This window comes from Sphingobacterium prati (assembly GCF_013167215.1).
Classification (GTDB): Bacteria; Bacteroidota; Bacteroidia; order Sphingobacteriales; family Sphingobacteriaceae; genus Sphingobacterium; species Sphingobacterium prati.
Map to the genome: position 1 here is coordinate 744458 of NZ_JABJWY010000034.1, position 24268 is coordinate 768725.

Sequence of the window (24268 nt, forward strand, 5' to 3'; positions counted from 1 at the left end):
CCTGATGACGTCTTAAAACCTCAACTTTTACTTATATTCCTTTTGGAATTATCAGCCAATCGCAACATTGTATATCCCAGTATACCGGCACATAGCGAGGCAATGAGAACCGCAAATTTAGCTTCCTCTATCAAAGCGGCGTCATCAAAAGATAAAATAGAAATGAAAATAGACATGGTGAAACCGATCCCGCCCAATAAGCCGACACCGAAAATTTGCATCCAGCTTGCGCCTTCAGGAAGCTGCGCTATTTTCAGACTTTTCGCAATAAAGCAAATTAAAAATATCCCAATGGACTTTCCTACAATCAGTCCTGCAATAATTCCGAGTCCCAATTTCGATGTTAGACCGCCCACCATTTCTGCATGAATAGGAATTAATGTATTTGCAAATGCAAACAAAGGTATAATAATAAAGTTCACGGGTTTAGTCAGCAAATGCTCTAGCTTTTCCAGCGGAGATTCCTTTTCATCAGGAGTCGTCGGTAAAGTCATCGCAACCAATACGCCAGCAATAGTAGCGTGTATACCAGAATGATGGATAAAATACCAAATAAATACACCTGGTATAAGATAAGCCCACAGTGCTTTTACGCCAAGTTTATTGAGGACAATCAGAAAAACGAATATGCCCAAGGCAATAAATAGATAAGTTGCGTGAATTCCGCTGCTGTAAAACAAAGCAATCACCAAGATCGCAAGCAAGTCATCTACGATAGCTAAAGCAGCCAAAAAGATCTTCAGGCTAGCCGGTACCCTATTGCCCAAAAGTGTGATTACCGCAAGTGCAAAAGCAATATCTGTTGCCATGGGAATGCCCCATCCATGTGCCGTATCTGCAGCATTTTGATTAATCGCAGCATAGATTAACGCAGGCAATAGTGCTCCACCCACTGCGGCTAAAATGGGAAGAACCGCTTTACTTACTGAAGATAATTCGCCCTCAACTATTTCTCTCTTAATCTCCAATCCTACCAATAAAAAGAAAATAGCCATCAGCCCGTCATTGAGCCACAAAAGCCAGGAATACTTCAACTGGATAGTTTCGGTTTCAAATCCTACTTCTTGAAGAAGAAAATCCATGACAGATCTATATAAAGACGTATTTGCTACAATCAGTGCCAAGATGACACAGGAAAAAAGAATAATCCCACCAGCAAAGCTAGATTTTAAAAATTCTCTAAAGACAGTTAAATTAATAAGTTTTGACATGACATTAATTTCTTTAAGCGCTCAAAAGGTTCACAATATACAACTTTACGACCATTAATCCGACAAACGAACGGCATTACATAAGTCTTATTGTATTATTATACATAGTAAACTCATTTTTCATAGCAAAATCTAAAAAAGTTAGTCTGAATAATGATCTTTCCTTTTTAACTGAACAATTTAAATTTATACATTCTGTTAAAACCTTCCATCTTAATAAAAATCAACCCATTATATGACAACCACTCTAAAAAACGTGTTAAGATTGTCATTTTTGTAAAATTAACTTGTCTTTGTAGCAAAAAATAGTTAGCTTGCTACTATAGTTAATAAACCGTTTATTATGTGCAAGAAGTGGATTTTCATGGTGCTTCTTTTCGTAGCAAATTTTACATATGCGCAGACGACAGAGGATACAACCCAACATCAACAACAATCAGGTTCCCATTATATTATTTTAGGGATCATCGCAATTATTGTCATCGTTTATATATTGTACAAGAGGCAAAAGAGGAAATTTAATGAATAAGGGAGATCACTTGATCTCCCTTATTGTTTCTCCTCAACTAAACAAATTTCTTTTTGCCCACATCATCCTTAGTCTTTAATTGGCTCATTTGTCTGTGCCAAACGTTGTGATCCCGTATTAGCTGGACATGCGATATCATCTGTTGCATCATAAACCAGCTTTTTACCTTTCAATTTAACGATCAGTCCCTCCGGCACATACACCTGTACTTTGGTCATGGAGTAACTGCTGGGGAAATATCTGACGTAATAGCCATCGGGATGAAGTGACCAGATTCCACTTGGTACATCCGTACGCGGTTCGGCCATACCCGCCATAATTGCATACTTTTCGAATTCAGCATAAGAATAATTGCCTGAAGAAACCAGCTGTCTGATATTATTCTCCGCTTCAAATACGATTTGCACAGCAGGAGGCATCTGATCTTTCGCTTTTTGTACAACATCGAAAGGTAATATGCCCAGTGCTCCCCCTTCCAACTTCAATAGCTGCTCTGCTGTCAATAACTTCAATGCGGTTTCTTTGACATCGCCGGAATAATCGATAAATTTAGTCTTGGCTATAATTGTCCACAATAACATCTGTACAGATGATTGTTCCACTTCGGGATGATTTTCTGCGCTTTTCAAGATGGCGATCACAACCTCCCGCTTTTTGCCTAGCGTGGGCGCATACATATAGCCATCTCCTTTGGATGGTGCATAAGTCCCTGCTTTTAAACAATAGCTTTTGTTTGTTATTTCAAAATGACCGGCCTCGAGCAGATAACCATCATGACCATTTTTCGGCAATTCTGCCAACGGCTTATATACAGCAGTATTTTGAAAATCGGGCATCTCCTCTCCTGTCCGATCCACATCTTCAAAGCTTGTGCTTATTGCTTCAGGTTCTTTCAATAGCTTGTCTAATCCTAACATTTTGCTTCCTTTGGAAGCTACAGCCTTGCTCGCCTTGTCAAGCAGTCCACCAAATTGAGCGTGAGCACTTTGCAAATTGAGCAAAAGGGCAAAAATTGGCAATAAGGCATACGTAATGTGATTTCTTTTCATAATTGATTTTATTTCAACAGCAAAGCAACAAAAAAGAAGCCAATTATTGCGCTATTTCGCGTTTCATAATTTGTTAATCTGCGGCAAATCTAGGAAGTGTATGACAACCTCCATTGTAATCATATCCATCTCCCTTTAAGTCAATAGCCGGAACCCTTATCCATTTTTTTGAAAATCAAAAATTTCAGTGATTTTATTGGGAACGATCTTTGGAAATAGTTAAAAAATACAAGTTTAAAACGTATCTTTGCAGCATGATTAATGTGTCAAATCTATCCCTTCGTTATGGTAAACGTGTACTATTCGAAGATGTCAATCTAAAATTCACACCCGGCAACTGTTATGGTATTATTGGTGCCAACGGAGCTGGTAAATCTACTTTCTTAAAAATTATTTCTGGCGAAGTTGATCCCTCTACAGGTTCGGTTGCATTTACTCCAGGCGAACGCATGTCGGTATTGAGTCAAGATCACTATGCTTTCGATGAATATACCGTACTAGAAACTGTCATGATGGGCAATCAGGAGCTTTACAAAATCATGAAAGAAAAAGACGCCATTTACATGAAAGAGGATTTCTCTGATGCAGATGGCGAACGTGCCGGTGAACTTGAAAGCCTTTTTGCAGAAATGGATGGCTGGAATGCCGAGTCCAATGCAGCCACACTATTGAGTAGCTTGGGCATTAAAGAAGAATTGCATTACAAGTTGGTATCAGAAATTGACGGTAACCAAAAGGTACGGGTCTTATTGGCGCAAGCTTTATTTGGTAATCCGGATATCTTGATTCTTGATGAGCCTACCAATGATTTAGATATCAATACAATTGCATGGCTAGAAGACTTTTTAGCCACCTACGAGGCTATCGTGTTAGTTGTTTCCCACGACCGTCACTTCTTGGACGCTGTATGTACGCATACCGTAGATATCGACTTTGGTAAAATGACCATCTATACGGGTAACTACTCATTCTGGTACGAATCTTCCCAATTGGCTTTAAAACAACGGTCTGATCAAAATAAAAAGATGGAAGACAAGGTGAAGGAACTACAGGAATTTATCCGTCGTTTCTCCGCCAACGCATCCAAATCAAAACAAGCTACTTCCCGTAAGAAAGCCCTGGATAAGATCAATATCGATGAGATCAAACCATCCAACCGTAAATATCCTGCAATCATGTTCAATACGATGAACCGTGAGCCTGGGGATCAAACATTACAGGTAGAAGGTTTGAGTAAAACTGTCAATGGTGAAGTATTCTTTAAGGATATCACATTTATGATTAATAAAGGTGATAAGATTGCGGTATTGGGACCAAATTCATTGATCACAACGGCGTTTTATGATATCATCACAGGTAGGGACAAGGATTTTGGTGGTGAATTCAAATGGGGCGTTACCATCACTCCTGCCGATATGCCAATTGAAAACGCAGCCTTTTTTGAAGGCAAAAACGAAAATTTAGTTGATTGGTTAAGAGACTATACAACCAACCCTGAAGCAGACGAACAATTCATACGGGGATTTTTGGGCAAGATGTTGTTTTCCGGCGAGGAAGTAATGAAAAAGGTTTCTGTCCTCTCAGGAGGCGAAAAAATGCGTTGTATGTTTTCAAGAATGATGCTACAGGGAGCCAACTTTTTGATTTTTGATGAACCAACCAACCACTTGGACCTGGAATCAATTACTGCATTAAATAATGGGATGTCAGACTTTAAAGGATCTATGCTGTTCACCTCCCGTGACCACGAGTTAACTGAAACTGTTGCAAACAGAATCATTGAATTGACACCGAAAGGGATCATCGATAAATTAATGACGTATGATGAATACATCAACAGCGATGTTGTAAAAGCGCAGCGCGAAGAGATGTATAAATAAGATAATTTATCCCAATTTTATAAAGGCTCCATAATTTATTTTATGGGGCTTTTTTTATTGATAAGCTCTTCGCTAAATTGACAGGCCCTCCTCTACAAAAAAAGCACTGAAAGGGGTTCAGTGCTAATCGCGATTGATATGAAAGAATGGAGAAAGTCTACTGGTCAGAAGGAGTTGTCAATCGCCATTCCAGCTGCAGCGACACTGCACAGTGGTCAGAAAGATCTAGCCCTTCCCTATTTTGAAAAAGCTTCTTTTGAACCTGATAGTTCTTAGCTTCAAATATAATATGGTCATCGTTACGGTAATAAATCTTATCAATTCCCTCACAGTCATCCGTTAAGTCCAACGCTGCCCGGGCAGCAAAGTCTTCTTCACATAAAGGGATTTTCCCTTTATTTTTCAGACTCACCCATGCATCCACCAGGGCTAACTCATCTTGAAAAGAAACAATATTATCCAATACATACGTATAATGGGCATTAAAATCGCCCATTACGAGCAAAGGCTGTCCCGAGGAGTGCTTTTGAATATAATTCTTCAATTGATTCAAATTCTTCCGACGGGCTATCGCTGCATTAGGATCATCTTGTGCCGTTGCATGGACATTGTACACATCAATAAAGACTTCTTTTGCCAATTGGATCCGGGCGTATGAAAAACCTTTCGGAGTCAGACAGTCTGATCCATTGCAGTCTTCCCAGCTCACTCGCTCAAAGTCCTGAATAGGATATTTTGACAGTGTGCTCAATCCGTCACCGAATGGTACGCCACCCATATTTTCGGTCCGGTAGGCATGTCTATTCTTACTGTACAAAAACTTATTGTAGTTAAAATCCTCCTGCACATTGACAATATCGAAGGCATTGATCCGCTCGCCAATCGATGCTATGCTCGAAGCTCTTTCGGTTACAGCACTGGAAATGAGTTCCGGAAGCCCCGCAATATTATAAGTTAATAAATTGAGCTGCCCCGCCTGCGCATTTGGCATATCGACATAAACGAAATTCATTGGCCTCACTTCCTTAGGCTTTAATTTAAAGCCCAACATGATGCCCGCCGAAGCGCAAACAGCTAAAATCAGAACCTTTCGGAGACCTCTAAGTCTTGCTTTTCTTTCGAACAATAAATCTAATAACATGGACTGAATACTTTGTTCATTCCAAAAATACCATTGCAAGATTAGGTCAACTATATTCTAAAATTAATTTTACTTATAAAAATCATTGACAAATTATTAATAATTAACAATTTACAAATACTTTAATGATAAAAGATTAATATCTAAATAGCTTTTGAGTTACGCTTTTCAAATATTTTTATGAAACCCCTAATAAGAATAAAATGAGAAAGGTAGCCTTTTTTACAGAAATACTCGTGGAAGATTTCGATGGTGCATCTCGCACGATGTTTCAGTTGATAAACCGTATTGACAAACAAAATTTTAGGTACTTCTTTATTTATGGTGGCGGTCCCACACAATTCCGGGACTTTCGTTCTTACAAAGTACCCACATTTAAAATACCCGTCAATGATGACTATTGCCTAGCCATTCCGCAACTCATCAAAAAAAAGCTTGAAGTGGCTTTGGACGAATTTGCTCCGGATATCATTCATATTGCGACTCCCTCTCTCCTCGGATTTTTTGCCTTGAACTATGCCAAACGTAGAAATATCCCTGTATTAACAATATACCACACCCATTTCATCTCTTACATTGCCTATTATTTTAAGAACATCCTACCGCTGGTCAAACCCACAGAACAATGGATGAAAAAAGCAATGAATAATTTTTACAACAAATGTGACATTGTCTACGTCCCCACCAAATCCATCTTAACTGAACTGCAACAGATCGGACTTCAACAGGGCGGCTTGAAGCTCTGGCAAAGAGGCATTGACACACAGCTATTTAATCCAAAAAAAAAGAATGCGGATTATATCCACCAACTGACTAAAAATGAAAAACCAACGGTACTATTCGTAAGTCGAATTGTCTGGGAGAAAAACATCAAAACCTTAATTGAAATCTACCAGCACATATACGCGCAAAAACTGGGCTACAATTTCATTGTCGTCGGTGAAGGAACAGCAAAGGCGACGGCAATGCAGGAAATGCCCAATGCTATTTTTCTGGGGAAAAAAACGCATCAGGAACTTGCAATATTGTATGCATCTGCAGATGTATTTGTTTTTCCTTCAGTTTCAGAAACCTATGGTAACGTTGTTGTCGAAGCCTTGGCTTCGGGCCTTCCTTGTGTAATCGCCGATGGTGGCGGTTCAGCCTCCCTCATTGAGCAGGGTGTAAATGGATTTAAATGTCAGCCCGAAAATGCTGCTGGATACGTATATTATATGAAGAAGATTCTGTCGGACACAACACTAAAAAGAAAACTGGTTGCCGCCGGACTTTCTTATGTAGGCCAATTGGATTGGACAGGCTTATCTCAACAATACTTTGATGACATTCAATTACTTGCCGATAAAACGCAAGATGCAGACCTCGCATGGGCAAATTAATAACACCTCGCCGGATCATTAAAGCTGTATTTTTGCTTGTGATCGTGCTATCCCTGGCAGCTTTCTTATTCCACAGTGATCTGTCCGCTTTGAAACGAGAGCTTTCAACGATTGGTTACCACTTTACCCTCCTATTATTGATCACTCTAGTGGCCTATCTTTTCGGGACTTTCGCCTGGTGGATTTGCCTGGGATCTTCGAAAAAAAACATCAATCTTGCAGAGCTTTTTGCGGTACGTCAAATTGGTGAAACTGTCGGACTCTTTAATCCTACAAGCGTTATCGGCGGGGATCTACTGAAAGCCGAATTACTGACACGCTATCATATTCCATTACAGCAGGGACTCAGCTCCGTGGCCATCTCGCGTATTACAGCCATACTTTCGCAATTAAGCCTATTCTTGCTGACAATGATCTGGCTGATATGCTCGCCACTAAAAAATGAAGTAATGCGGTATACGGGATATGCCATCTATGTCGTCAGTGCGACTTTATTATTAGTTGTCCTTTTGATATTCTATTGGTTAATCTCTACCAAAACAGCGCCTAAACATATACCTGCCGACACTTCATTTTTTGGGAAAGCAAAAAATCAGCTCCAGAAATTGTGCTGGAATACGAAAGACTTTTACCAACAGCAAAATAACATGTTTTGGTATTCCTATCTTCTGTTTGCGCTACATTGGTTTGTAGGGAGTCTCGAATTCTACCTGATTCTAAAATTCTTGGCCGTTGAGGTCAACGTAATTCATGGATTAATCCTTGACATGAGCGTCATCCTATTGAAGAGCGCTGGTGCATTTGTTCCTGGTCAACTAGGAGTTGAAGAAATCTCAAATAAGTTATTACTTAGCATGATCGGAATTTCAGGCGGGAGCATCTGGCTGAGTGTTTCCCTCCTAAGGCGTGGCCGTCAGGTATTCTGGGCAGCCATTGGCGCGATATTTTATTTATGTATTAAACGCAAAAAACTACATGTTACCATCTGAAATGGAAATCTTATTTGTTAGCCACAAATATCCGCCTGCAGTTGGCGGAATGGAAAAACAGAGCTTTGAACTCATCAATAATGCAGCACTTTATCTAAAAGTACATACATTGATTTATGATAATGAGGAATCTATCTTGCGGTTTTTCATTCATCTAAACAAACGCATCCTAACCAAAATCAAGAATAACCCCGGCATTAAACTTATTCATTTTAATGACGGATTAATTGCTGCTTTGGCCTCTTTTCACAAAGGTTACGATCACCTGAAAAAAGTTGTCACCCTTCATGGGCTTGATGTGGTATTTCCACTTCCTTATTTCCAACGAAGGATAATCCCCCGCTTCAATACATTTGACCAGGTGATAGCGGTCAGTCAGGCGACTGCCGAAGCCGTACAGTCTCGGGGTATCGACGCCTCAAGAATCACGGTCATCCCGAATGGTGTTGATCCAGCAACACCGGAGTCTGCCTTCATCGCTGATAAAGGTATTACCGGAACCGAAAATCATCAACCACATGGGAATACACCCGCCCTGCCCTATTTTATCACCTTAGGAAGGCCTGTGAAACGCAAAGGGTTCTCGTGGTTGATGCAGCATGTCATTCCCGCTATCCAGGGTAATTTCAAACTCATTATGATAGGGCCATTTGACCAGAGCCCAACGTGGAAAGAGCGTTTACTCAATATGCTACCAACAAACCTCTACCACCTATCAACCTTATTCCTCGGGCATCCGACGGATCAACAACATATGCGCACGTTATTGAAAGCAGATCCTGAAAAAATCCAGCACTTGGGGAAAATTCCGAGCTACCAATTAAACCAACTTCTTGCACAAGCGCATGCATTTCTGATGCCCAATATCCCGGTACCAGGAGATATGGAGGGGTTTGGACTCGTCTGCCTTGAAGCATCTTCGGCCGGCACCCTTGTTGTAGCCGCCGAATTGGAGGGGATTACAAGCGCCATTACACATAATCACAATGGACTATTGCTCAGGAGTCAGGATACTAACGCTTGGGTCAGGCAACTACAATCCATTTTGGATAATCCAGATTATTATATGAAGCTCGGACAACAATTTAGAAGCAATACAGACATAAATTTCAACTGGGATATCATGGCCAGGAGTTATTGTCAAAACTTTATAGCGCTATGCCAAAAATCTTGACCATACAGCACCCTTACTCAATTCACAAATGAAGAATTCGCTGATAATGATGTTTTATCCCTTGATAAAAAATTAGCAGAATCATGGTCACGGTGAAGAGAATCAGTAGTGCTGGGAGGGAAAAAAAAGTACATGTTATAAACAGCAGCAGTAAAAATAGACGCAGCAGCTCAAGCGGAAAAACCCACTTTTCGTGCTCCAATAACCCACCGATACAGATTACACTGCACAGAATGAAAAGGCCTCCTACCAGCAATTGTACACTATGTTGGTAATTCCCGTAAAGCAAAAAGAAAAACAGCAACACCATTGTTAGCATAGACTGGAAAAAGATATATCGGCTTAGGTTTCTTCCGTGGACCCGGGACTTTGTGCCGGCAAATATTTTTTGCTCCAATTCTTCCCTAATTTCAGGCTGTATATCATCGGGACGGCCAAATATCGTCCGCATTTTGTTTTTTATTCCTACCGCACGCTTGAAGGATACCCCTATCTCAAATAGATAGTGAAAATGTTGCCAAAGGAATGTATACCGATGAATAGGTTTGGTTAGCCCATAAACACAGGGTTCATCGCGTTTCTCGGCAATAAAAGTTCCAAACATCTTATCCCAAATAATTAAAATATCACCATAATTCTTATCTAAATAAATTTCATTGCTGCTATGATGGACACGGTGATGCGATGGCGTAACAAGAATTTTTTCAAGCATTCCCAGATTACCCACGGTCTGTGTATGCGAGAAAAATGGATACACCCCATGTACCAATAAGATTGCGGTCATCATAAAAGGTGGAAAGCCCAAGAGCGGAATAAAAGCCCAGAACACAGAACGGAAGACGGCTTGAAATATCGTGATCCTTGCAGCAACGGTAAAATTATAGTCTTCACTCTGATGGTGTACCACATGCGCCGCCCATAATAAGTTAATCTCATGGCTATAACGATGATACCAATACCACAAAAAATCCGTAAACAGAAAAAGTAAGATCCATGTCCACAAATTAGCTTCGATATGGAAAATCGCAAAATTCTGATAGATCCATACGAAAAAAAAGTAGAATAGACTAACTGAAAACATATCACACATACGTTCAACAATGCCGACGTTAAGATTAGAAATTGATTCATCAAATGTATAATACCGCTTTTGTTTCTTCAGGCTATACCAATACTCCAGCAGCATCAACACTAAAAACAAAGGGATGATAAAAGCTAAAAAATTAAGTCTTTCCGTATACATGTAGCACTTCTTTTGAGTTAACAACTTCTTCTTACCGACTACCTTATGGGTATAAATTTCAAAAAATCTTTTATTATTTAACAATCAATTTTGAATCAGGTTTTCATTTATGCCTTTCGGGTTACAAAAAAGCCCCCAAAAAATAAATCTTTTGAGGGCCAATAAAACGATAAAAATTCTGAATTAACTATTCCCAATTAAGGTGTCCATTCTAGTGCACACTTGACATATCCACCTGCGTTTTCCCTTGCTTGATCATCAATACAAAAGGTACACAAAGTAAAAATATAATCCCCAAATAAAGGAATACATCCATATAAGACAATACGGTTGCTTGCTTCATGACGTTCACATCCAATATCTGATGCGCTTTGGCCAGCGCCTCATTTGGAGTAAAACCTTTCGCCTGAAAACTCATTTGCAACTGTTGCACACGTTGTTGTACCTCAAACTTACTCGGATCCAGATTTGCAACTAGGTCCACACGATGTTTTTGGGAATCACGGGAGATAAATGTCGTGATTAACGCAATACCGAATGAGCCACCTAACTGACGCATCATACCCGTGAATGCAGCACCCTCACCAATGGATCTACCATGAAGAGTAGAGAGCGACAACGTCATGACAGGAACAAATAGTAAACCCAGGCCTACCCCACGAAGGATAAGTGGCCAAAACATGTGTTCAGATCCCGTATCATTGGTCATTAGACCATACATCCAAAAACAAAAGCCAAAAAAGATACTTAAACCGACTGCGACCATATATTTCTGCGGCACACCATTCTGAATCATTTTACCGATAAAAGGCATCATAATCCCAGTCATGATCGAACTTGGCAACAATAACAAACCTGCATCCGTTGCTGTCCATCCCAATATGGATTGTGTGTAGATCGGAATAATAAAGGTAGATCCAAATAAACCAAAACCGAGGATAAAACTCATCACCACCCCCACTTGCAAGTTTTTATCTCGCAACACCCTCAAATTAACAATCGGCTTGTCATAGACCAACTCTCGCCAGATAAAGAACAACAATCCGAATACAGATAAAATCGACAAACCTAAAATTAATGGATCATCAAACCAGTCATCCTGCTGACCATGTTCCAGTACAAACTGAAGTGAACCAATAAACATAATCAAAAATAGCATACCGAACCAATCCACTTCACTTGCCGACTGTTTTTGGCTATATTTAGGACTTCGTACAAAGGACAATGTCAATAAAGTAGCAATAATTCCCAAAGGCACATTGATGTAAAAAATATATGGCCAAGAGAAATTGTCTATGATATAACCACCCAACGGTGGGCCCAAAGTAGGTCCAATGATAACTCCCATACCGTAAATAGCCTGGGCCATACTACGTTTCTCTTTTGGATAGCTTTCTGTGATAATGGTCTGTGCAGTCACCAATAGCGCTCCCCCGCCCATCCCTTGAAGGAAGCGAAATGCAACAAGCTCCCAGATATTGGTCGCGTTACCACATAAAAATGAAGATACTGTAAATATGATAATTGACACGGCAAAGTAATTTCGCCTTCCAAACTGTTGGGATAGCCAACTTGTCATTGGAATAACAATTACGTTAGCAATGGCATAAGCTGTGATCACCCAAGCCACATCTGTCAATGTTGCTCCCAACGAACCTTTCATATCGTTAAGAGCCACATTCACAATTGTCGTATCCACGATCTCCAGCAAAGCACAGAGCACTGCTGTAATCGTGATGACTACACGTCGAAAACCATATTCAACTAGACTATCTTGTTGATTTAAATTTTCCATAGTTATTGAACATGCACATCTACATCAGCATTCATGCCGGGTCTGAGCAAAGCGACATTTTCAGCTTTATTATCTTTTGTCAATTTGATTTTTACCGGAAGGCGTTGTACCGTTTTCACAAAGTTACCCGTTGCATTATCTGGAGGCAATAAAGAGAAACGTGAACCGGTCGCCGGAGAAAATGAATTGACTTCACCTTCAAATTCGATATTTGGATAAGCATCCACTTTAATACCTACTTTTTGACCTGGTTTCATTTTTTGCAATTGTGTCTCTTTAAAATTAGCAACCACCCAAGTTTCAATGTTATCGACAATGTAAAATAAAGACTGCCCCGCGTTGATCATCTGACCTGGCTGCACTTTAATATTAGATACCTGACCATCTACTGAAGCCAGCACAGCAGTATATGAAAGATTCAATTTGGCTGCTTCCAATTGTGCTTTTGCTCTTTTGATATTTGCTTCCGCCACAGATGTTTGCTTTGAAGCAACTGTCGTTTTACTCACGATTGCATTACGTTGTGAAGTACTTGCATTGCGTTGTTGTTGTAAGATTTCAACTTGTTTGTCCGCTTCCAGCTTAGCCGTCAACGCCTGCTCATATTGCTGCTTTGTGATAGACTGGTTATTATATAAATTTTGGTAACGGATATAATCGTTATTCGCTTGTTTTGCGCGGATACGTGCTGCCTCAATGCTTCCTAAATTTGATTGAATCGTTGCGTCCGAGATCGCAACATTAGCAGAAGATGCCGAAACATCCGCCTTTGATACATCAAAGCTACTTTCCGCAGCAGCCAATGCAGCTTCTGCTTCGTCCACACGGACCTGATAATCTTGGCTCTCTATTGTAAACAAAGTATCCCCTTTTTTCACCAAATCATTGTCCTTGACATAAACCTTTGAAATGAATCCCCCTACGCGCGGGATGATTGGGCTCATGTTCTTCTCCACCTGTGCGTCGTCAGTCGTTTCATGCGCCTGACCATGTAAATATTTATAACCTCCGTAAGCCCCACCGAAGATAACCAGAGCGGCCAAAATAATGGTGAATTTTTTATTTGTACCTTTTTTTTCAGGTGCCTTTTCTACTGTATTTTCCATGTCTAGATTAATTGCTATTTAATGTTTAACGACCCATTTGCCAACAGCAGGTCATAGTATTTTTCAATTGTATTTGCTTTGCTGATTGCCAGGTTGATCTTGCTTTGAAGCTGTTGTACATCAGCAGTCAACAAATCATCTGTATCGGCAATCCCATTATCATACTTGTCTTTAGTAATACGATAATTCTCGACAGCCTGATCTACCGCCTGATGGTACACCACATCCTGTTTCTGGGCCAGCATATAATTCTCATTGGCCTGTTGCACCTCAACTTTTACACGGTCATTGAGCAGCTCTAGGTTTTCATCGATTTCCTTGATCCGATTCTTAGCAACGTTGACCTCCCGTTTATTTTTATATAAAGAACCGATATCATATGATATCCCGACACCTACTGATGCCGCATTGGTCACTGTGACTACCTTTTGTAGGCCAAAAGCATTATATCCTGCCGAAGCAAAAACACTTGGCAATGTGGATGACTTGGTCACTTTCAATTGGTCCTCAGCAACCTTACGTTGGGAGGCCAATGATTTTAGATCCGATCGCTCCGTTTTTGCCGCTTCATAGGAAGCCTTCAGTCCAAGATCTATTCCGGTGACCTCAGCCAGATTAATCTGATCCAATTGCGTATCTTCTGCAATCTTGAGCAAATTCGCCAATTGATAATTCAGCACTTTGATGTTTTTTTGCGCTTCCTGAAGAGATACCTGATAATTAGACAATTGCAATTCCGCTTTAAGCAGATCGTTTCTTGCAATCAGCCCATTGTCCAGCATGGCTTTAAAATCTGACACACGTTGTTCCGACTGCTTAATATTTTCAGCAATCAACAAATTGGTCTGCTGTGCTTTATACAGATTCAAATAAAGTGCTATAGCACGTACAGCCAATTGCTGTTTGCTCGCCACAGCATTCCATTCCTCTGCTTGCAAAGCATCTTTTGCTATAGCAATTCCCCCTTTAATTTTGCCACCTGTATAAATCGGCATGCTGACAGATGCCTGTCCAAGCCACAGCTGGTTTGCAGCGATATCCGGAGCCGAACCACCTTCACCCAGCGCCAACTTTAGATTCACATTTGGTGTAGTCATCGCCATGTATTGCCCGCTCAATTTTGCATCGGGAAGCTGTTTCGATTTGGCACTTTCGACCTCGAGCTGTCTTCCCAGTATTTTGGTATCGGCAGTTTTCGCTTCCACACTTTGGTTTGCAGCCATGTGAATTATTTCTTCCAAAGTCAGGTGTTTGTTGTCTTGCGCCAGCAAACCCAAAGGACTCAAAAGCAATAAAGCACTTAAATTGGACAACTTATTTTTCATATGTCAATAAAGCTTTAATTGTTTTCTGTATAAATTGTGTTAATGTTGTTTCGATATACCTTGCATATTCCGTATCACTTGCAATACGCAACTGTTCCTGTAAAAAACTGTAGTTCATCTGAAAATTCATAAAAGTTCCCATCATCATCGAGTGAATCAGAATCGGGTCGTTCCCCCCCTTAAATACCCCCTGTGCCACCCCCTCATTAATAACAGACGAGATGACTTCCAGATTGTGCAACTTGAGCTTCCTAAAAGCCGCTGATATCAGCATACGCTGCTTTAAGGAACTTTCAATTGTTATAATATGATATAATTTTCGATGCGAATTCATCGATTTAATAGATCTATCCACCATGGTATCAATCTTGTCCAAAGCGTTTTCTATAAGAGCGAGTTCATCCACATTGATCATAAAATCTGGAACACGCCATTCAAAAAAGGTATCCAGTAGCTTGTCTTTTGACCCAAAATAATAGTTGATCATGGCGACATTGACATTTGCTTCGTGTGCGATGTCGCGCACGGAAGTTCCATCAAATCCTTTTGTTGCGAAAAGTCGCTCAGCTGCAAGGAGGATATCTATTTGTTTCTCGTTAAAATCCATTAAAAACCCCTAACTTTTTTTTCGATAATTATGCCTGTTATCCACCGGAAAAAATTATCTTCTGTTAAATGCGGACAAAGTTAAACAAACGTTTAATTTAAACAAATGTTTAATTATTAAATTTATGTAAAAAATACAGCAGGAAATGCTGCACAAAAACAGCTAAATGATCACAATAGAATGATTTACAACAAGATATCCCTTTATCTACAAAAACCATTTAAAGGATCTTTAAATGGTTTTTCACCGTTTTACCACAAAAAATCTGATGGCCTGGCCACCCAACGCATCCATCAAACAAAACAGATGACAGATCTAACTAAAGGTTATCTAAGTTTTTTTTCGGCAGGTCTAAAATACCAGGATACTGCAATTAGAATCAAATAAAGCAAAGCTGGAGCCATTAAATCAAAAGCATCCCCTACCATAAGATGGGAATACAATGCTCCAGTTGCCGTAAAGAAAATACCAGCATAAGCCCATTCCTTCAACAAGGGTCTCTTCGATAGCAGTAGGGCTATGGCAGCCAAAATCTTCCAGATACCGAGCAGCGATAATATATAATCGGGATATCCCAGGTGAGCTACATTTTGTACCCCACCAGCCCCCTCAGTTTGTATCTTAAAGATTTGTATGATAGCAGTTGATACCAGTCCCAAAGACAGCCATACAGTTGAAATCCAATAAATTATTTTAATGCTCTTTTTCATCTTTATTTTATTTGTATAAGGTTGGTTATAGGTGGTCATGATCAGATCTGAACCAACCTAATCATATTATTGCTGCTACCTTTTGCACTTGCCACCAATCTTCCGCCACCGACATCAGTTATATCACGGATAATTTCACATCCCGAATCAATGAGAATCTGCAGGCTGCTTTTGATGTTATCGACATGAAAAAATGCCGTCAGACCATTTTCAGGATTATTGGGAACCAAGCCACTATCCTGATGATTGACTTTAAAGCCAATATAACACGAACCGTACACATAGGGTTCTACGTTCAATAATTTTGCGAATAATGCTTTCGATTGTGCCATCTCTTGTACGGGATAGAGCACTGTTTTAATTCCCTTATTCATTGATTATATATTTTTGCCTACTCTTCTGGATTTCAGTAACTACCGTTTGTGATTGCTGCCCACTAGCTACTTGCTATGCAGTCCATTACTAAATTATAACCCAGACCCGGCGAACCTTAAATAACAAGACTATATAATATGTAGTCATTTGACTACAAATATACATGTAGCTATCTAACTACAAAACATTTTTTTGTTTTTTTTTCAGATTAATGTAATTTCGAGTAATGTCTATTCTCAAGAGTTTTCATAAGCATAGAGCAGATTGAAATGCCAATTACATATAGCAGCGCCAGTATTAAAAAAAACAGCATTCGATTGAAAATTTATCTTTTCATTCTATTCATGGGCCCATCGCTGCTTTTAGTAGCCCAGCCTCGGCATATACGGCTAATAGGCGCTGTTTCACCCGACAATTTCGCTAAGTACTTTAATACAGACACGGTACAGTTAAGCCAACTAAACATGAGCAAAACACCTGCAGGAGTTTTTGTTGCTTACGAAAAAGCAGATACGCTTACTTTCAAGCATGAATTTTATAAGAGCTTTGATGGCCCTGGTTACACCAAAGTCGGATTGGCATTTTATGCTAGAAAAGGAAATGATTATCAGTTGTCATTCAAGAATGATAACGCTTTCTTTTGTGCGTCGTGCAATAATATGAGTTATTATAACGTAAATGCCAGCCGCGATACCGTAAGCATCTCGATTTCGTGGGGGCCGAACGCTTTTGGTCAAAGTGAAGGTTATTATTTTGTTTATCGGCCGGCGACAAAACGCTGGCAATTAGCAGAACGAGATAATTCCGGATCGGATAACGAAGGTACAAACAACAGCGAATATATGTCCTATTCAAAAAACGTCAAGGTGTATCTAGACGACTATAATGCGGAGTCCCTATCCTATGATTCCACCGTGATCAGCAATCAGAGGATTAGCCTTAGCTACAAAGCGGGCGATTACAGTACACTACTTCGTTCGTTAAAAGAAATACCTAAAAACAGCCTTTTTTTGCTACCTAGAGTTTTTACCGAGCATACAGCAAAGTATTTTATGGAAAACAGCCTGGACGAGGAGCAGCCTGACAATGCAAATCCTATTCATGGTAAAAATGTACAGGTGGTCAATGACATAGGTTATTTTTTGGAACAAATCGGTCAGCTGGATGTGGCACAGGTCTTCTTGGACAAGGTGATAGTTTATTTTCCTGAACGTGAAGTAGCTTACCTAAACCGTGGTGACGTGTTTTTCAAAAGAGGACAAGGCTATGTTAAAAAAGCGGCTAACGATTATCGCAGCTACATTAGACTGATGAATAAACGCGGTTTACAGGCAAAAATTCCACAAAGAATCCTGGAATTTTTGAAGACGCATTAGCGTTTCGGTGCTTCCAAGTATCTAATTTAAAATTCGATAGACCATTTCTTTGAGGATCTCTTCACTATTGAAATTGCTGGGCACATTCACCCCCTTTGACTTCAGATCAGTCTCTTTGAGTACATTCAGCACATCAAAAGTTTTCCGGCGATTGTAATTTCGGGCTGCCAGCTCATATTCCTTTAAGAAAAAAGGATGCACCCCCAGTTCTTTTGCGGCCGCTGATTTATCAATGAGGTAATGGTATTTCAGTATTTTGGTAAAGTAGGTAGCCACCTGCCCCACCACCATCACCAAGGGGTTGTTCTTTGGGTTTGCCACAAAATAATCCACGATCTGATAAGCTTTCAACGCATTACGTTTTGCCAATGCTGTATTGAGTTCAAACACATTGAAATCTTTTGAAATTCCAATATTGCGTTCGACATCATCCACACTGATCTCCTGGTTCTTAGGGACATTCAGCATCAGTTTGTCCAATTCATTGGATACTTTGGCTAGATCATTGCCGAGATAATCCGCAATCAGTGCTGCTGCCTGCGGATGTATGCGCCAGCCAGCATCTTTAAGGTATCCACCGATCCATGGGGCTACTTTATCATCATATAATTTAGCCGCATCAACAACTAATCCGACTTTTTCAAACACCTTGTATATTTTCTTCCGTTTGTCAAATTTGCCATGCTTATAGCAAAAAACCAGAATGGTTGTCGGTGTCAGATGTTCAAGATACTTCATCAACAGTTCCTCTGTATCTGATTTCCATTTTAGTTCCTGAGCTTCCTTTACAATAATCACCTGATGATCGCTTAACATCGGATAGCGTTTGGCTGCATTGACTACGGTAGAAATATCGATATCCTTTCCGTAAAAAACAGATTGATCAAAGCCTTTTTGTGCATCATTTAACACCGTCGACTCCAGCGCGTCTGCGATGGTATCGATAAAATAACTTTCCTCTCCCTGTAGCAGATAGACCGGTTTAAAAGATCTATTCTTTATATCGGATAAGATCGGATTTATATTCATAGAGGCGAAATTACGATTTTACTATCAATTCTACAGCAGCATAGCAATGAGAATTCGTCCCGCTATCCGATCTATATTAGTTAAAAGATCTAACCAATTGATTGAAAGAAGCAACGATAAGAGCGAAAAAAACCATTGCGGAGAATCCTATGAATTCCCTTTTTTTGCTGAAATTTTAGTATATTTGTGTATGTTTTCACCGACACCGCTCAATTTGCCCCCGTTCAGAGCTAAAATATCCAAAAAGAACAACGCGGTCTATATTTTTGATGAACTGCGAAAAAAAGAACTGATATTGACGCCAGAGGAATGGGTACGGCAACATTGGATAAATTATTTGGCTTTGATCAAAAATTATCCAAAGTCACTGATGAATATCGAGGGTGGGTTAAAGCTAAACAATCTTCAGCGACGGAGTGATTTATTAATTTATAATAGTAAGGGGCATAAAGTTGTGTTAGCCGAATTCAAAGCACCGCACATTAACATTACACAGAAAGTATTTGAACAGATTGCCAATTATAATTCCGTGCATCGTATTCCATACTTACTGGTGAGCAACGGTATAAATCACTATTATTGCAAAGTTGACTTTGACAACGAATCATATCAATTTATAGAAGAGCTTCCGGATTATAGTGAAATCGGCTAAGAACTTCTAAGTGAGGATAAAGCATAAGCCCTATTATAAGTCACCTTTCTTTGCTGAAAGCGGCTGTACCGAAAAAATGTAAAGTAGATGTAAAACATCTTTTCAATTTATTTGATTTTTAAAATATAGTTTTATATTAGTCCTGCAGATAGAAAAAAATAAAAAGATGAATATAGATAAAAACGAATTCAGAAAATATGCCGTAAAGCATCACCGCATTGGAAGTCAACATGTTGACAGTTTTATTGCCCGCACAGAGACCAGCATCCCGACAAACCTTACACCGTACATCGTTGAAGAACGTCAATTGAACGTTGCGCAGATGGATGTGTTTTCACGTTTGATGATGGATCGTATTATATTTTTGGGAAGCGGTATCGATGACCAGGTTGCAAATATTATTCAGGCACAATTGTTGTTTTTACAGTCCACTGACGCACAACGTGACATCCAAATCTACATCAATTCACCAGGTGGAAGTGTTTATGCAGGTTTAGGTATCTACGATACGATGCAGTATATAACACCAGATGTAGCTACAATCTGTACAGGAATTGCGGCATCTATGGGTGCTGTCCTCTTAGTAGCAGGAGCGAAAGGCAAACGTGCTGCTTTACGTCACTCACGCGTGATGATCCATCAACCATCCGGCGGCGCTCAAGGGGTTGCAGCAGATATGGAGATCAACTTGCGTGAAATGATGAAATTAAAAGAAGAATTATATACCATTATTTCAGAACACTCCGGACAAACTTACGAGTGGGTAGAAAAATCTTCTGATCGTGATTACTGGATGCGAGCCAACGAGGCCAAAGAATTTGGTATGATTGATGAGATTTTACTTCCTAAGAAGGAGATTATTAAATAACGATGGCGAAGAATAACGATAGAGACATTCATTGTTCGTTTTGTGGAATAAGCAAAAATGAAGCTCAGATGCTCATTGCTGGAAATGGAGCACACATCTGTGATAGATGTATCCAACAAGCAGGAGAAATCTTGGCAGAAGAATTAAAACAACGGAAAAGCAAGACTTTACAAACTGCATTAAAATTAATACGTCCCCAAGAGATCAAAACGCACTTGGATCAGTATGTAATCGGTCAAGATGATGCAAAGAAAGTAATTTCGGTGGCCGTTTATAATCACTATAAACGTTTAAATCAAAAAGTGGATAAAGACGAAATTGAAATCGAAAAATCCAATCTGATTATCGTTGGTGAGACGGGTACCGGTAAAACATTGTTGGCAAAGACTGTTGCCAAAATATTGAACGTCCCTTTCTGTATTGTTGATGCCACAGTACTAACCGAGGCAGGATATGTAGGGGAAGATGTGGAAAGTATTTTGACACGCTTGCTTCAGGCTGCCGATTACGATGTTGCTTCAGCAGAACGTGGTATCATCTATATCGATGAGATTGATAAAATTGCGCGTAAAAGCGATAACCCCTCCATCACACGTGATGTATCGGGTGAAGGTGTGCAACAAGCGCTATTAAAGATCTTGGAAGGCACGGTTGTGAATGTTCCACCTCAGGGCGGCCGTAAGCATCCGGACCAAAAAATGATTGCGGTCAATACCAGCAATATCCTATTTATCTGTGGTGGTGCTTTCGATGGTATCCAAAAGAAAATTGCAAACCGTTTGCGCACTCAGACTGTAGGTTATAAAATGAATGAAGATGAAGAGGAAATTGACTTGAACAATCTATATAAGTATATTACACCTCAAGATCTTAAAAACTTTGGATTAATTCCAGAATTAATTGGACGCCTTCCGGTGTTGACTTATTTAAATCCATTGGATAAGGAAACCTTGTTGAGTATTTTAACAGAGCCAAGGAATGCGTTGGTAAAACAATACAAAAAATTATTTGAGTATGAAGGTGTCGAACTGAAATTTGATGCCGACGTATATACTTTTATTGTAGATAAAGCTGATGAATTTAAACTTGGAGCCAGAGGGCTACGCAGTATCTGCGAAGCAATCATGTTGGATGCCATGTTTGAAATGCCATCAACCAAAGAGCAAACGGGACAGAAAAGCTTGGAAATCACCTTGGATTATGCGAAGAAAAAATTCGAAAAGTCCGATCTGAAAAAGCTTAAAGTCGCTTAAAAAAAATCCCGTTCGCTGAACGGGATTTTTTTTTACCTATTGAACCTTCTCACTGAGCTGGTATCACACTTACACAGCGATATTCGATCATTAAAAACGCTTAAATAAGGTAAAATAGGATAAAAAAGAATTTAAAATCTTATATTACATTAATAACATAGCCATACCGGAATGTTGATAGACAGGTAAGAAATTCGTGAAATTAAAATGAAATGACTATGACAAAGAAAAGCACAAAAAATACAGTAAATAGCCCGATAACACCAGGTTTAAAAACAAAGGAAGAGATCGTAAACAATTGGCTTCCGCGTTATACCGGAAGACCTCTAGAAGAATTTGGGGAGTATATCCTCCTGACAAACTTTTCAAAATATATCCAACTATTTTCGGAAATGCATGACAATGCCCCTATCTACGGTGAGGATAAGCCCATGCAATCCGTTACTGCTGGTGGCATTACCATCATCAATTTTGGAATGGGTAGCCCGATGGCCGCAACCATTATGGATCTGCTATCCGCCATTGCACCTAAGGCGGTTCTATTTTTGGGAAAGACAGGTGGTATTAAAAAGAAAATCCCTGTAGGCGAATTGATCTTGCCTATCGCGGCGATCCGTGGCGAAGGGACATCGAATGATTACTTTCCACCAGAGGTACCCTCGCTACCAGCCTTTGCCATGCAGAAAGCGATCTCCACAACAATTCGCGACCACCAACGAGATTATTGGACCGGGACTGTATATACGACCAATAGGAGAGTATGGGAACATGACAAAGCTTTTAAAAAGTACCTGAAGTCTATCCGTGCCATGTGTGTCGATATGGAAACAGCGACAATATTCAGTGTCGGTTTTGCCAACAAGATTCCAACAGGCGCTTTGCTGTTGGTTTCTGACCAACCTATGATTCCGGAAGGAGTAAAAACATCCGTTAGTGATGTTACGGTTACAGCCAAGTATGTTGAGGCACATATCAGCATAGGGATTGACGCTTTGAAACAGCTTATCAATAACGGGCTGACGGTAAAACACCTTAAATTCTAGAAGTTTAAACAAAGCCTGGTATTGAAAAAGCCCCTTAAAAAGCTTGAAGTTGTTGTATTAAATTGATGAGCTCGTTTGTTTATCGGGCTCATTCTATTTGATCTGTGTTTTACTTCCCCATCTTTATTCCATTCAATAACGGTTTAATATCCCCCCAGATCCTGCCTGCCCCGATCCATTGATACCTCCTGAAAAACAACAACTTAAAGATAAAATAACATATACTTGATTATTAATTGAACTGTTATTAACTATAAATTGAAACGTTAACAAATGTTAATTTGCACAATAATTAAACTATTTGGCGTTATATGTTGTAATAGTATTATTACAAATAGCACATATATCATAAATTTAATCAAGCATTGTGAAGAAAAAAACATTATCTATTTTCAGCATCTCCTTATTGATTTGTTCAGTCTTAGCCACCCAGGTAAGTTGTTCTTCAAGTTCCTCCAAAGAAAATAATGTCAATGAAAAACCCGTAGCCTTACCAGTGTATACTGTTGTAAAATCAGATGCGACCACGATCAAAGATTATTTAGGCACCATCGAAGGAAAAGTCAATGTAGAAGTCAGGCCGCAGGTTGAGGGCTTATTGCAAGAAATCTATGTCGATGAAGGATCTTTTGTACAAAAAGGACAAAAGCTATTTAAAGTAGACCCTTCTACTTATCAAGAAAACCTAAACAATATGGTTGCTACGGAACAGGTCGCACGGGCCAAACTAAAAAATGCGCAGTTGGAGGTAGATCGTTTGAAGCCATTGGTTCAAAATGATGTCATTTCAGATGTAAAACTGGCCTCGGCTAAATCTGACTATCAAGTCGCCAAAGCAACCTTAGATCAGGCCATAGCTGCTGTACGATCCGCACAGATCAGCAAAGACTTTACCATCATTACCGCTCCTGTAAGTGGGTATATCGGACGGATACCAAAACGTGTGGGCAATTTAGTATCCAAAGGTGATAAGGAGCCCCTCACCTACCTTTCCGATATCCAAGAGGTCTATGTATATTTTTCGATGAACGAATCTGATTTCCTATATTTTTCAAAAGCACAGGCAAAAAAAGACAGTGTTGAGGGCAAGAAGTACAACCACAACCAAAAACTGGTTTTTCCCCAAGTCACATTAGTTCTCGCAGATGGCGAAGAATATGCAAAGAAAGGAACTGTCGATGCCATCAATGGACAAATCAACCGAACCACCGGCGCGATTTCTTTACGTGCAACTTTTCAGAACCAAGACAATATGTTACGTTCAGGAAGCAGTGGTACACTAAAAATTGCCGAAGTAAAAAAGAATGTCCTCCAGATCCCACAGATTGCCATCAACGAATTGCAGGATAAAACGTTTGTCTACATATTAGACAAAAACAATAAAACGCAACGGCGGAATATCGAACTTTCGGGCAAAAGTAAGGGCAATTACATTGTGGCATCAGGTCTAAAGGAAAATGATCGTATCATTACCAGCGGATTTGACAAACTAACCGATGGTTCGATCGTAGCCCCTATTCCACAAAAATAATTA

The 24268-nt window shown here is 39.7% G+C and carries 21 protein-coding genes; 10 read left to right on the forward strand and 11 right to left on the reverse strand.

Going from position 1 to position 24268, the window contains the following annotated elements; translation table 11 throughout:
* Positions 1–20: 20 nt before the first annotated feature.
* Together nhaA and HPC41_RS13370 are read right to left on the reverse strand one after the other, a co-directional pair.
* Complete coding sequence (gene nhaA, locus HPC41_RS13365) at positions 21–1211, reverse strand: Na+/H+ antiporter NhaA (RefSeq protein ID WP_172394492.1); 1191 nt, start codon at positions 1209–1211, stop codon at positions 21–23.
* Positions 1212–1808: 597 nt separating this feature from the next.
* The gene (locus tag HPC41_RS13370) at positions 1809–2789 is read right to left on the reverse strand and encodes a hypothetical protein (RefSeq protein WP_172394493.1); all 981 of its coding nucleotides are present in this window, start codon (positions 2787–2789) and stop codon (positions 1809–1811) included.
* 254 nt (positions 2790–3043) lie between these two features.
* Here HPC41_RS13370 and HPC41_RS13375 point away from each other — a divergent pair, with 254 nt between their 5' ends.
* The gene (locus HPC41_RS13375) at positions 3044–4669 is read left to right on the forward strand and encodes an ABC-F family ATP-binding cassette domain-containing protein (RefSeq protein WP_172394494.1); all 1626 of its coding nucleotides are present in this window, start codon (positions 3044–3046) and stop codon (positions 4667–4669) included.
* Between the two features lie 157 nt (positions 4670–4826).
* On the opposite strand, the gene HPC41_RS13380 is transcribed toward HPC41_RS13375, so the two are convergent.
* Positions 4827–5810 (reverse strand): endonuclease/exonuclease/phosphatase family protein, encoded by a 984-nt coding sequence (locus tag HPC41_RS13380; RefSeq protein ID WP_172394495.1) that lies wholly within the window; start codon positions 5808–5810, stop codon positions 4827–4829.
* A gap of 203 nt (positions 5811–6013) precedes the next feature.
* On the opposite strand from HPC41_RS13380, the gene HPC41_RS13385 reads away from it, so the two are divergent.
* From HPC41_RS13385 to HPC41_RS13395, 3 genes are read left to right on the forward strand one after another with little or no spacing between them, the layout of a single operon-like run.
* Positions 6014–7189: a glycosyltransferase family 4 protein gene (locus tag HPC41_RS13385; RefSeq protein ID WP_172394496.1), complete on the forward strand. Its 1176-nt coding sequence runs from the start codon at positions 6014–6016 to the stop codon at positions 7187–7189.
* Positions 7177–8178: a lysylphosphatidylglycerol synthase transmembrane domain-containing protein gene (locus tag HPC41_RS13390; protein WP_172394497.1), complete on the forward strand. Its 1002-nt coding sequence runs from the start codon at positions 7177–7179 to the stop codon at positions 8176–8178. The genes HPC41_RS13385 and HPC41_RS13390 overlap by 13 nt, the downstream gene beginning before the upstream one ends.
* Before the next feature lies 1 nt (position 8179).
* Positions 8180–9352 carry a glycosyltransferase family 4 protein gene (locus tag HPC41_RS13395; RefSeq protein ID WP_172394955.1) on the forward strand — a complete coding sequence of 391 codons (1173 nt, stop codon included), beginning with the start codon at positions 8180–8182 and terminating at the stop codon, positions 9350–9352.
* Between the two features lie 22 nt (positions 9353–9374).
* On the opposite strand, the gene HPC41_RS13400 is transcribed toward HPC41_RS13395, so the two are convergent.
* The 7 genes from HPC41_RS13400 to HPC41_RS13430 all read right to left on the reverse strand — a co-directional run bounded on the left by HPC41_RS13400 (position 9375) and on the right by HPC41_RS13430 (position 16512).
* Complete coding sequence (locus HPC41_RS13400; RefSeq protein WP_172394498.1) at positions 9375–10595, reverse strand: sterol desaturase family protein; 1221 nt, start codon at positions 10593–10595, stop codon at positions 9375–9377.
* A gap of 211 nt (positions 10596–10806) precedes the next feature.
* Entirely contained in the window at positions 10807–12390 is a 1584-nt protein-coding gene (locus tag HPC41_RS13405) for an MDR family MFS transporter (protein WP_172394499.1), read from the reverse strand.
* A gap of 2 nt (positions 12391–12392) precedes the next feature.
* Positions 12393–13496 (reverse strand): HlyD family secretion protein, encoded by a 1104-nt coding sequence (locus tag HPC41_RS13410; protein ID WP_172394500.1) that lies wholly within the window; start codon positions 13494–13496, stop codon positions 12393–12395.
* Positions 13497–13510: 14 nt separating this feature from the next.
* Positions 13511–14821, reverse strand: a complete 1311-nt coding sequence (locus HPC41_RS13415; RefSeq protein ID WP_172394501.1) for a TolC family protein — start codon at positions 14819–14821, stop codon at positions 13511–13513.
* Positions 14811–15428, reverse strand: coding sequence for a TetR/AcrR family transcriptional regulator (locus HPC41_RS13420; RefSeq protein ID WP_172394502.1), 618 nt, complete (start codon positions 15426–15428; stop codon positions 14811–14813). Before HPC41_RS13420 ends, HPC41_RS13415 begins: the two co-directional genes overlap by 11 nt.
* Before the next feature lie 326 nt (positions 15429–15754).
* The gene (locus tag HPC41_RS13425; protein ID WP_172394503.1) at positions 15755–16138 is read right to left on the reverse strand and encodes a DoxX family protein; all 384 of its coding nucleotides are present in this window, start codon (positions 16136–16138) and stop codon (positions 15755–15757) included.
* 41 nt (positions 16139–16179) lie between these two features.
* Positions 16180–16512, reverse strand: coding sequence for a VOC family protein (locus HPC41_RS13430; protein WP_172394504.1), 333 nt, complete (start codon positions 16510–16512; stop codon positions 16180–16182).
* Between the two features lie 465 nt (positions 16513–16977).
* Here HPC41_RS13430 and HPC41_RS13435 point away from each other — a divergent pair, with 465 nt between their 5' ends.
* Entirely contained in the window at positions 16978–17889 is a 912-nt protein-coding gene (locus tag HPC41_RS13435; protein WP_172394505.1) for a tetratricopeptide repeat protein, read from the forward strand.
* Between the two features lie 21 nt (positions 17890–17910).
* On the opposite strand, the gene holA is transcribed toward HPC41_RS13435, so the two are convergent.
* The gene (holA, locus tag HPC41_RS13440) at positions 17911–18918 is read right to left on the reverse strand and encodes a DNA polymerase III subunit delta (RefSeq protein ID WP_172394506.1); all 1008 of its coding nucleotides are present in this window, start codon (positions 18916–18918) and stop codon (positions 17911–17913) included.
* 190 nt (positions 18919–19108) lie between these two features.
* Between holA and HPC41_RS13445 the strand changes: the two genes are divergently transcribed.
* From HPC41_RS13445 to HPC41_RS13465, 5 genes are all read left to right on the forward strand, one after another.
* Positions 19109–19570 (forward strand): type I restriction enzyme HsdR N-terminal domain-containing protein, encoded by a 462-nt coding sequence (locus HPC41_RS13445; RefSeq protein ID WP_172394507.1) that lies wholly within the window; start codon positions 19109–19111, stop codon positions 19568–19570.
* Between the two features lie 166 nt (positions 19571–19736).
* Positions 19737–20438, forward strand: coding sequence for an ATP-dependent Clp endopeptidase proteolytic subunit ClpP (gene clpP, locus HPC41_RS13450; RefSeq protein WP_077435190.1), 702 nt, complete (start codon positions 19737–19739; stop codon positions 20436–20438).
* Between the two features lie 2 nt (positions 20439–20440).
* On the forward strand, positions 20441–21691 hold the full coding sequence (gene clpX / locus HPC41_RS13455) for an ATP-dependent Clp protease ATP-binding subunit ClpX (RefSeq protein WP_172394508.1): 1251 nt from the start codon (positions 20441–20443) through the stop codon (positions 21689–21691).
* Between the two features lie 218 nt (positions 21692–21909).
* On the forward strand, positions 21910–22734 hold the full coding sequence (locus HPC41_RS13460; RefSeq protein ID WP_172394509.1) for an AMP nucleosidase: 825 nt from the start codon (positions 21910–21912) through the stop codon (positions 22732–22734).
* Positions 22735–23101: 367 nt separating this feature from the next.
* Positions 23102–24265, forward strand: coding sequence for an efflux RND transporter periplasmic adaptor subunit (locus HPC41_RS13465; protein WP_288812625.1), 1164 nt, complete (start codon positions 23102–23104; stop codon positions 24263–24265).
* Positions 24266–24268 lie beyond the last annotated feature (3 nt).

What these genes read in the sequence shown, in the direction of transcription:
- nhaA (WP_172394492.1), bottom strand. Translation starts at nt 1,211, where the DNA reads ATGTCAAAACTTATTAATTTAACTGTCTTTAGAGAATTTTTAAAATCT.
- HPC41_RS13370 (WP_172394493.1), bottom strand. Translation starts at nt 2,789, where the DNA reads ATGAAAAGAAATCACATTACGTATGCCTTATTGCCAATTTTTGCCCTT.
- HPC41_RS13375 (WP_172394494.1), top strand. Translation starts at nt 3,044, where the DNA reads ATGATTAATGTGTCAAATCTATCCCTTCGTTATGGTAAACGTGTACTA.
- HPC41_RS13380 (WP_172394495.1), bottom strand. Translation starts at nt 5,810, where the DNA reads ATGTTATTAGATTTATTGTTCGAAAGAAAAGCAAGACTTAGAGGTCTC.
- HPC41_RS13385 (WP_172394496.1), top strand. Translation starts at nt 6,014, where the DNA reads ATGAGAAAGGTAGCCTTTTTTACAGAAATACTCGTGGAAGATTTCGAT.
- HPC41_RS13390 (WP_172394497.1), top strand. Translation starts at nt 7,177, where the DNA reads ATGGGCAAATTAATAACACCTCGCCGGATCATTAAAGCTGTATTTTTG.
- HPC41_RS13395 (WP_172394955.1), top strand. Translation starts at nt 8,180, where the DNA reads ATGGAAATCTTATTTGTTAGCCACAAATATCCGCCTGCAGTTGGCGGA.
- HPC41_RS13400 (WP_172394498.1), bottom strand. Translation starts at nt 10,595, where the DNA reads ATGTATACGGAAAGACTTAATTTTTTAGCTTTTATCATCCCTTTGTTT.
- HPC41_RS13405 (WP_172394499.1), bottom strand. Translation starts at nt 12,390, where the DNA reads ATGGAAAATTTAAATCAACAAGATAGTCTAGTTGAATATGGTTTTCGA.
- HPC41_RS13410 (WP_172394500.1), bottom strand. Translation starts at nt 13,496, where the DNA reads ATGGAAAATACAGTAGAAAAGGCACCTGAAAAAAAAGGTACAAATAAA.
- HPC41_RS13415 (WP_172394501.1), bottom strand. Translation starts at nt 14,821, where the DNA reads ATGAAAAATAAGTTGTCCAATTTAAGTGCTTTATTGCTTTTGAGTCCT.
- HPC41_RS13420 (WP_172394502.1), bottom strand. Translation starts at nt 15,428, where the DNA reads ATGGATTTTAACGAGAAACAAATAGATATCCTCCTTGCAGCTGAGCGA.
- HPC41_RS13425 (WP_172394503.1), bottom strand. Translation starts at nt 16,138, where the DNA reads ATGAAAAAGAGCATTAAAATAATTTATTGGATTTCAACTGTATGGCTG.
- HPC41_RS13430 (WP_172394504.1), bottom strand. Translation starts at nt 16,512, where the DNA reads ATGAATAAGGGAATTAAAACAGTGCTCTATCCCGTACAAGAGATGGCA.
- HPC41_RS13435 (WP_172394505.1), top strand. Translation starts at nt 16,978, where the DNA reads ATGAGCAAAACACCTGCAGGAGTTTTTGTTGCTTACGAAAAAGCAGAT.
- holA (WP_172394506.1), bottom strand. Translation starts at nt 18,918, where the DNA reads ATGAATATAAATCCGATCTTATCCGATATAAAGAATAGATCTTTTAAA.
- HPC41_RS13445 (WP_172394507.1), top strand. Translation starts at nt 19,109, where the DNA reads ATGTTTTCACCGACACCGCTCAATTTGCCCCCGTTCAGAGCTAAAATA.
- clpP (WP_077435190.1), top strand. Translation starts at nt 19,737, where the DNA reads ATGAATATAGATAAAAACGAATTCAGAAAATATGCCGTAAAGCATCAC.
- clpX (WP_172394508.1), top strand. Translation starts at nt 20,441, where the DNA reads ATGGCGAAGAATAACGATAGAGACATTCATTGTTCGTTTTGTGGAATA.
- HPC41_RS13460 (WP_172394509.1), top strand. Translation starts at nt 21,910, where the DNA reads ATGACAAAGAAAAGCACAAAAAATACAGTAAATAGCCCGATAACACCA.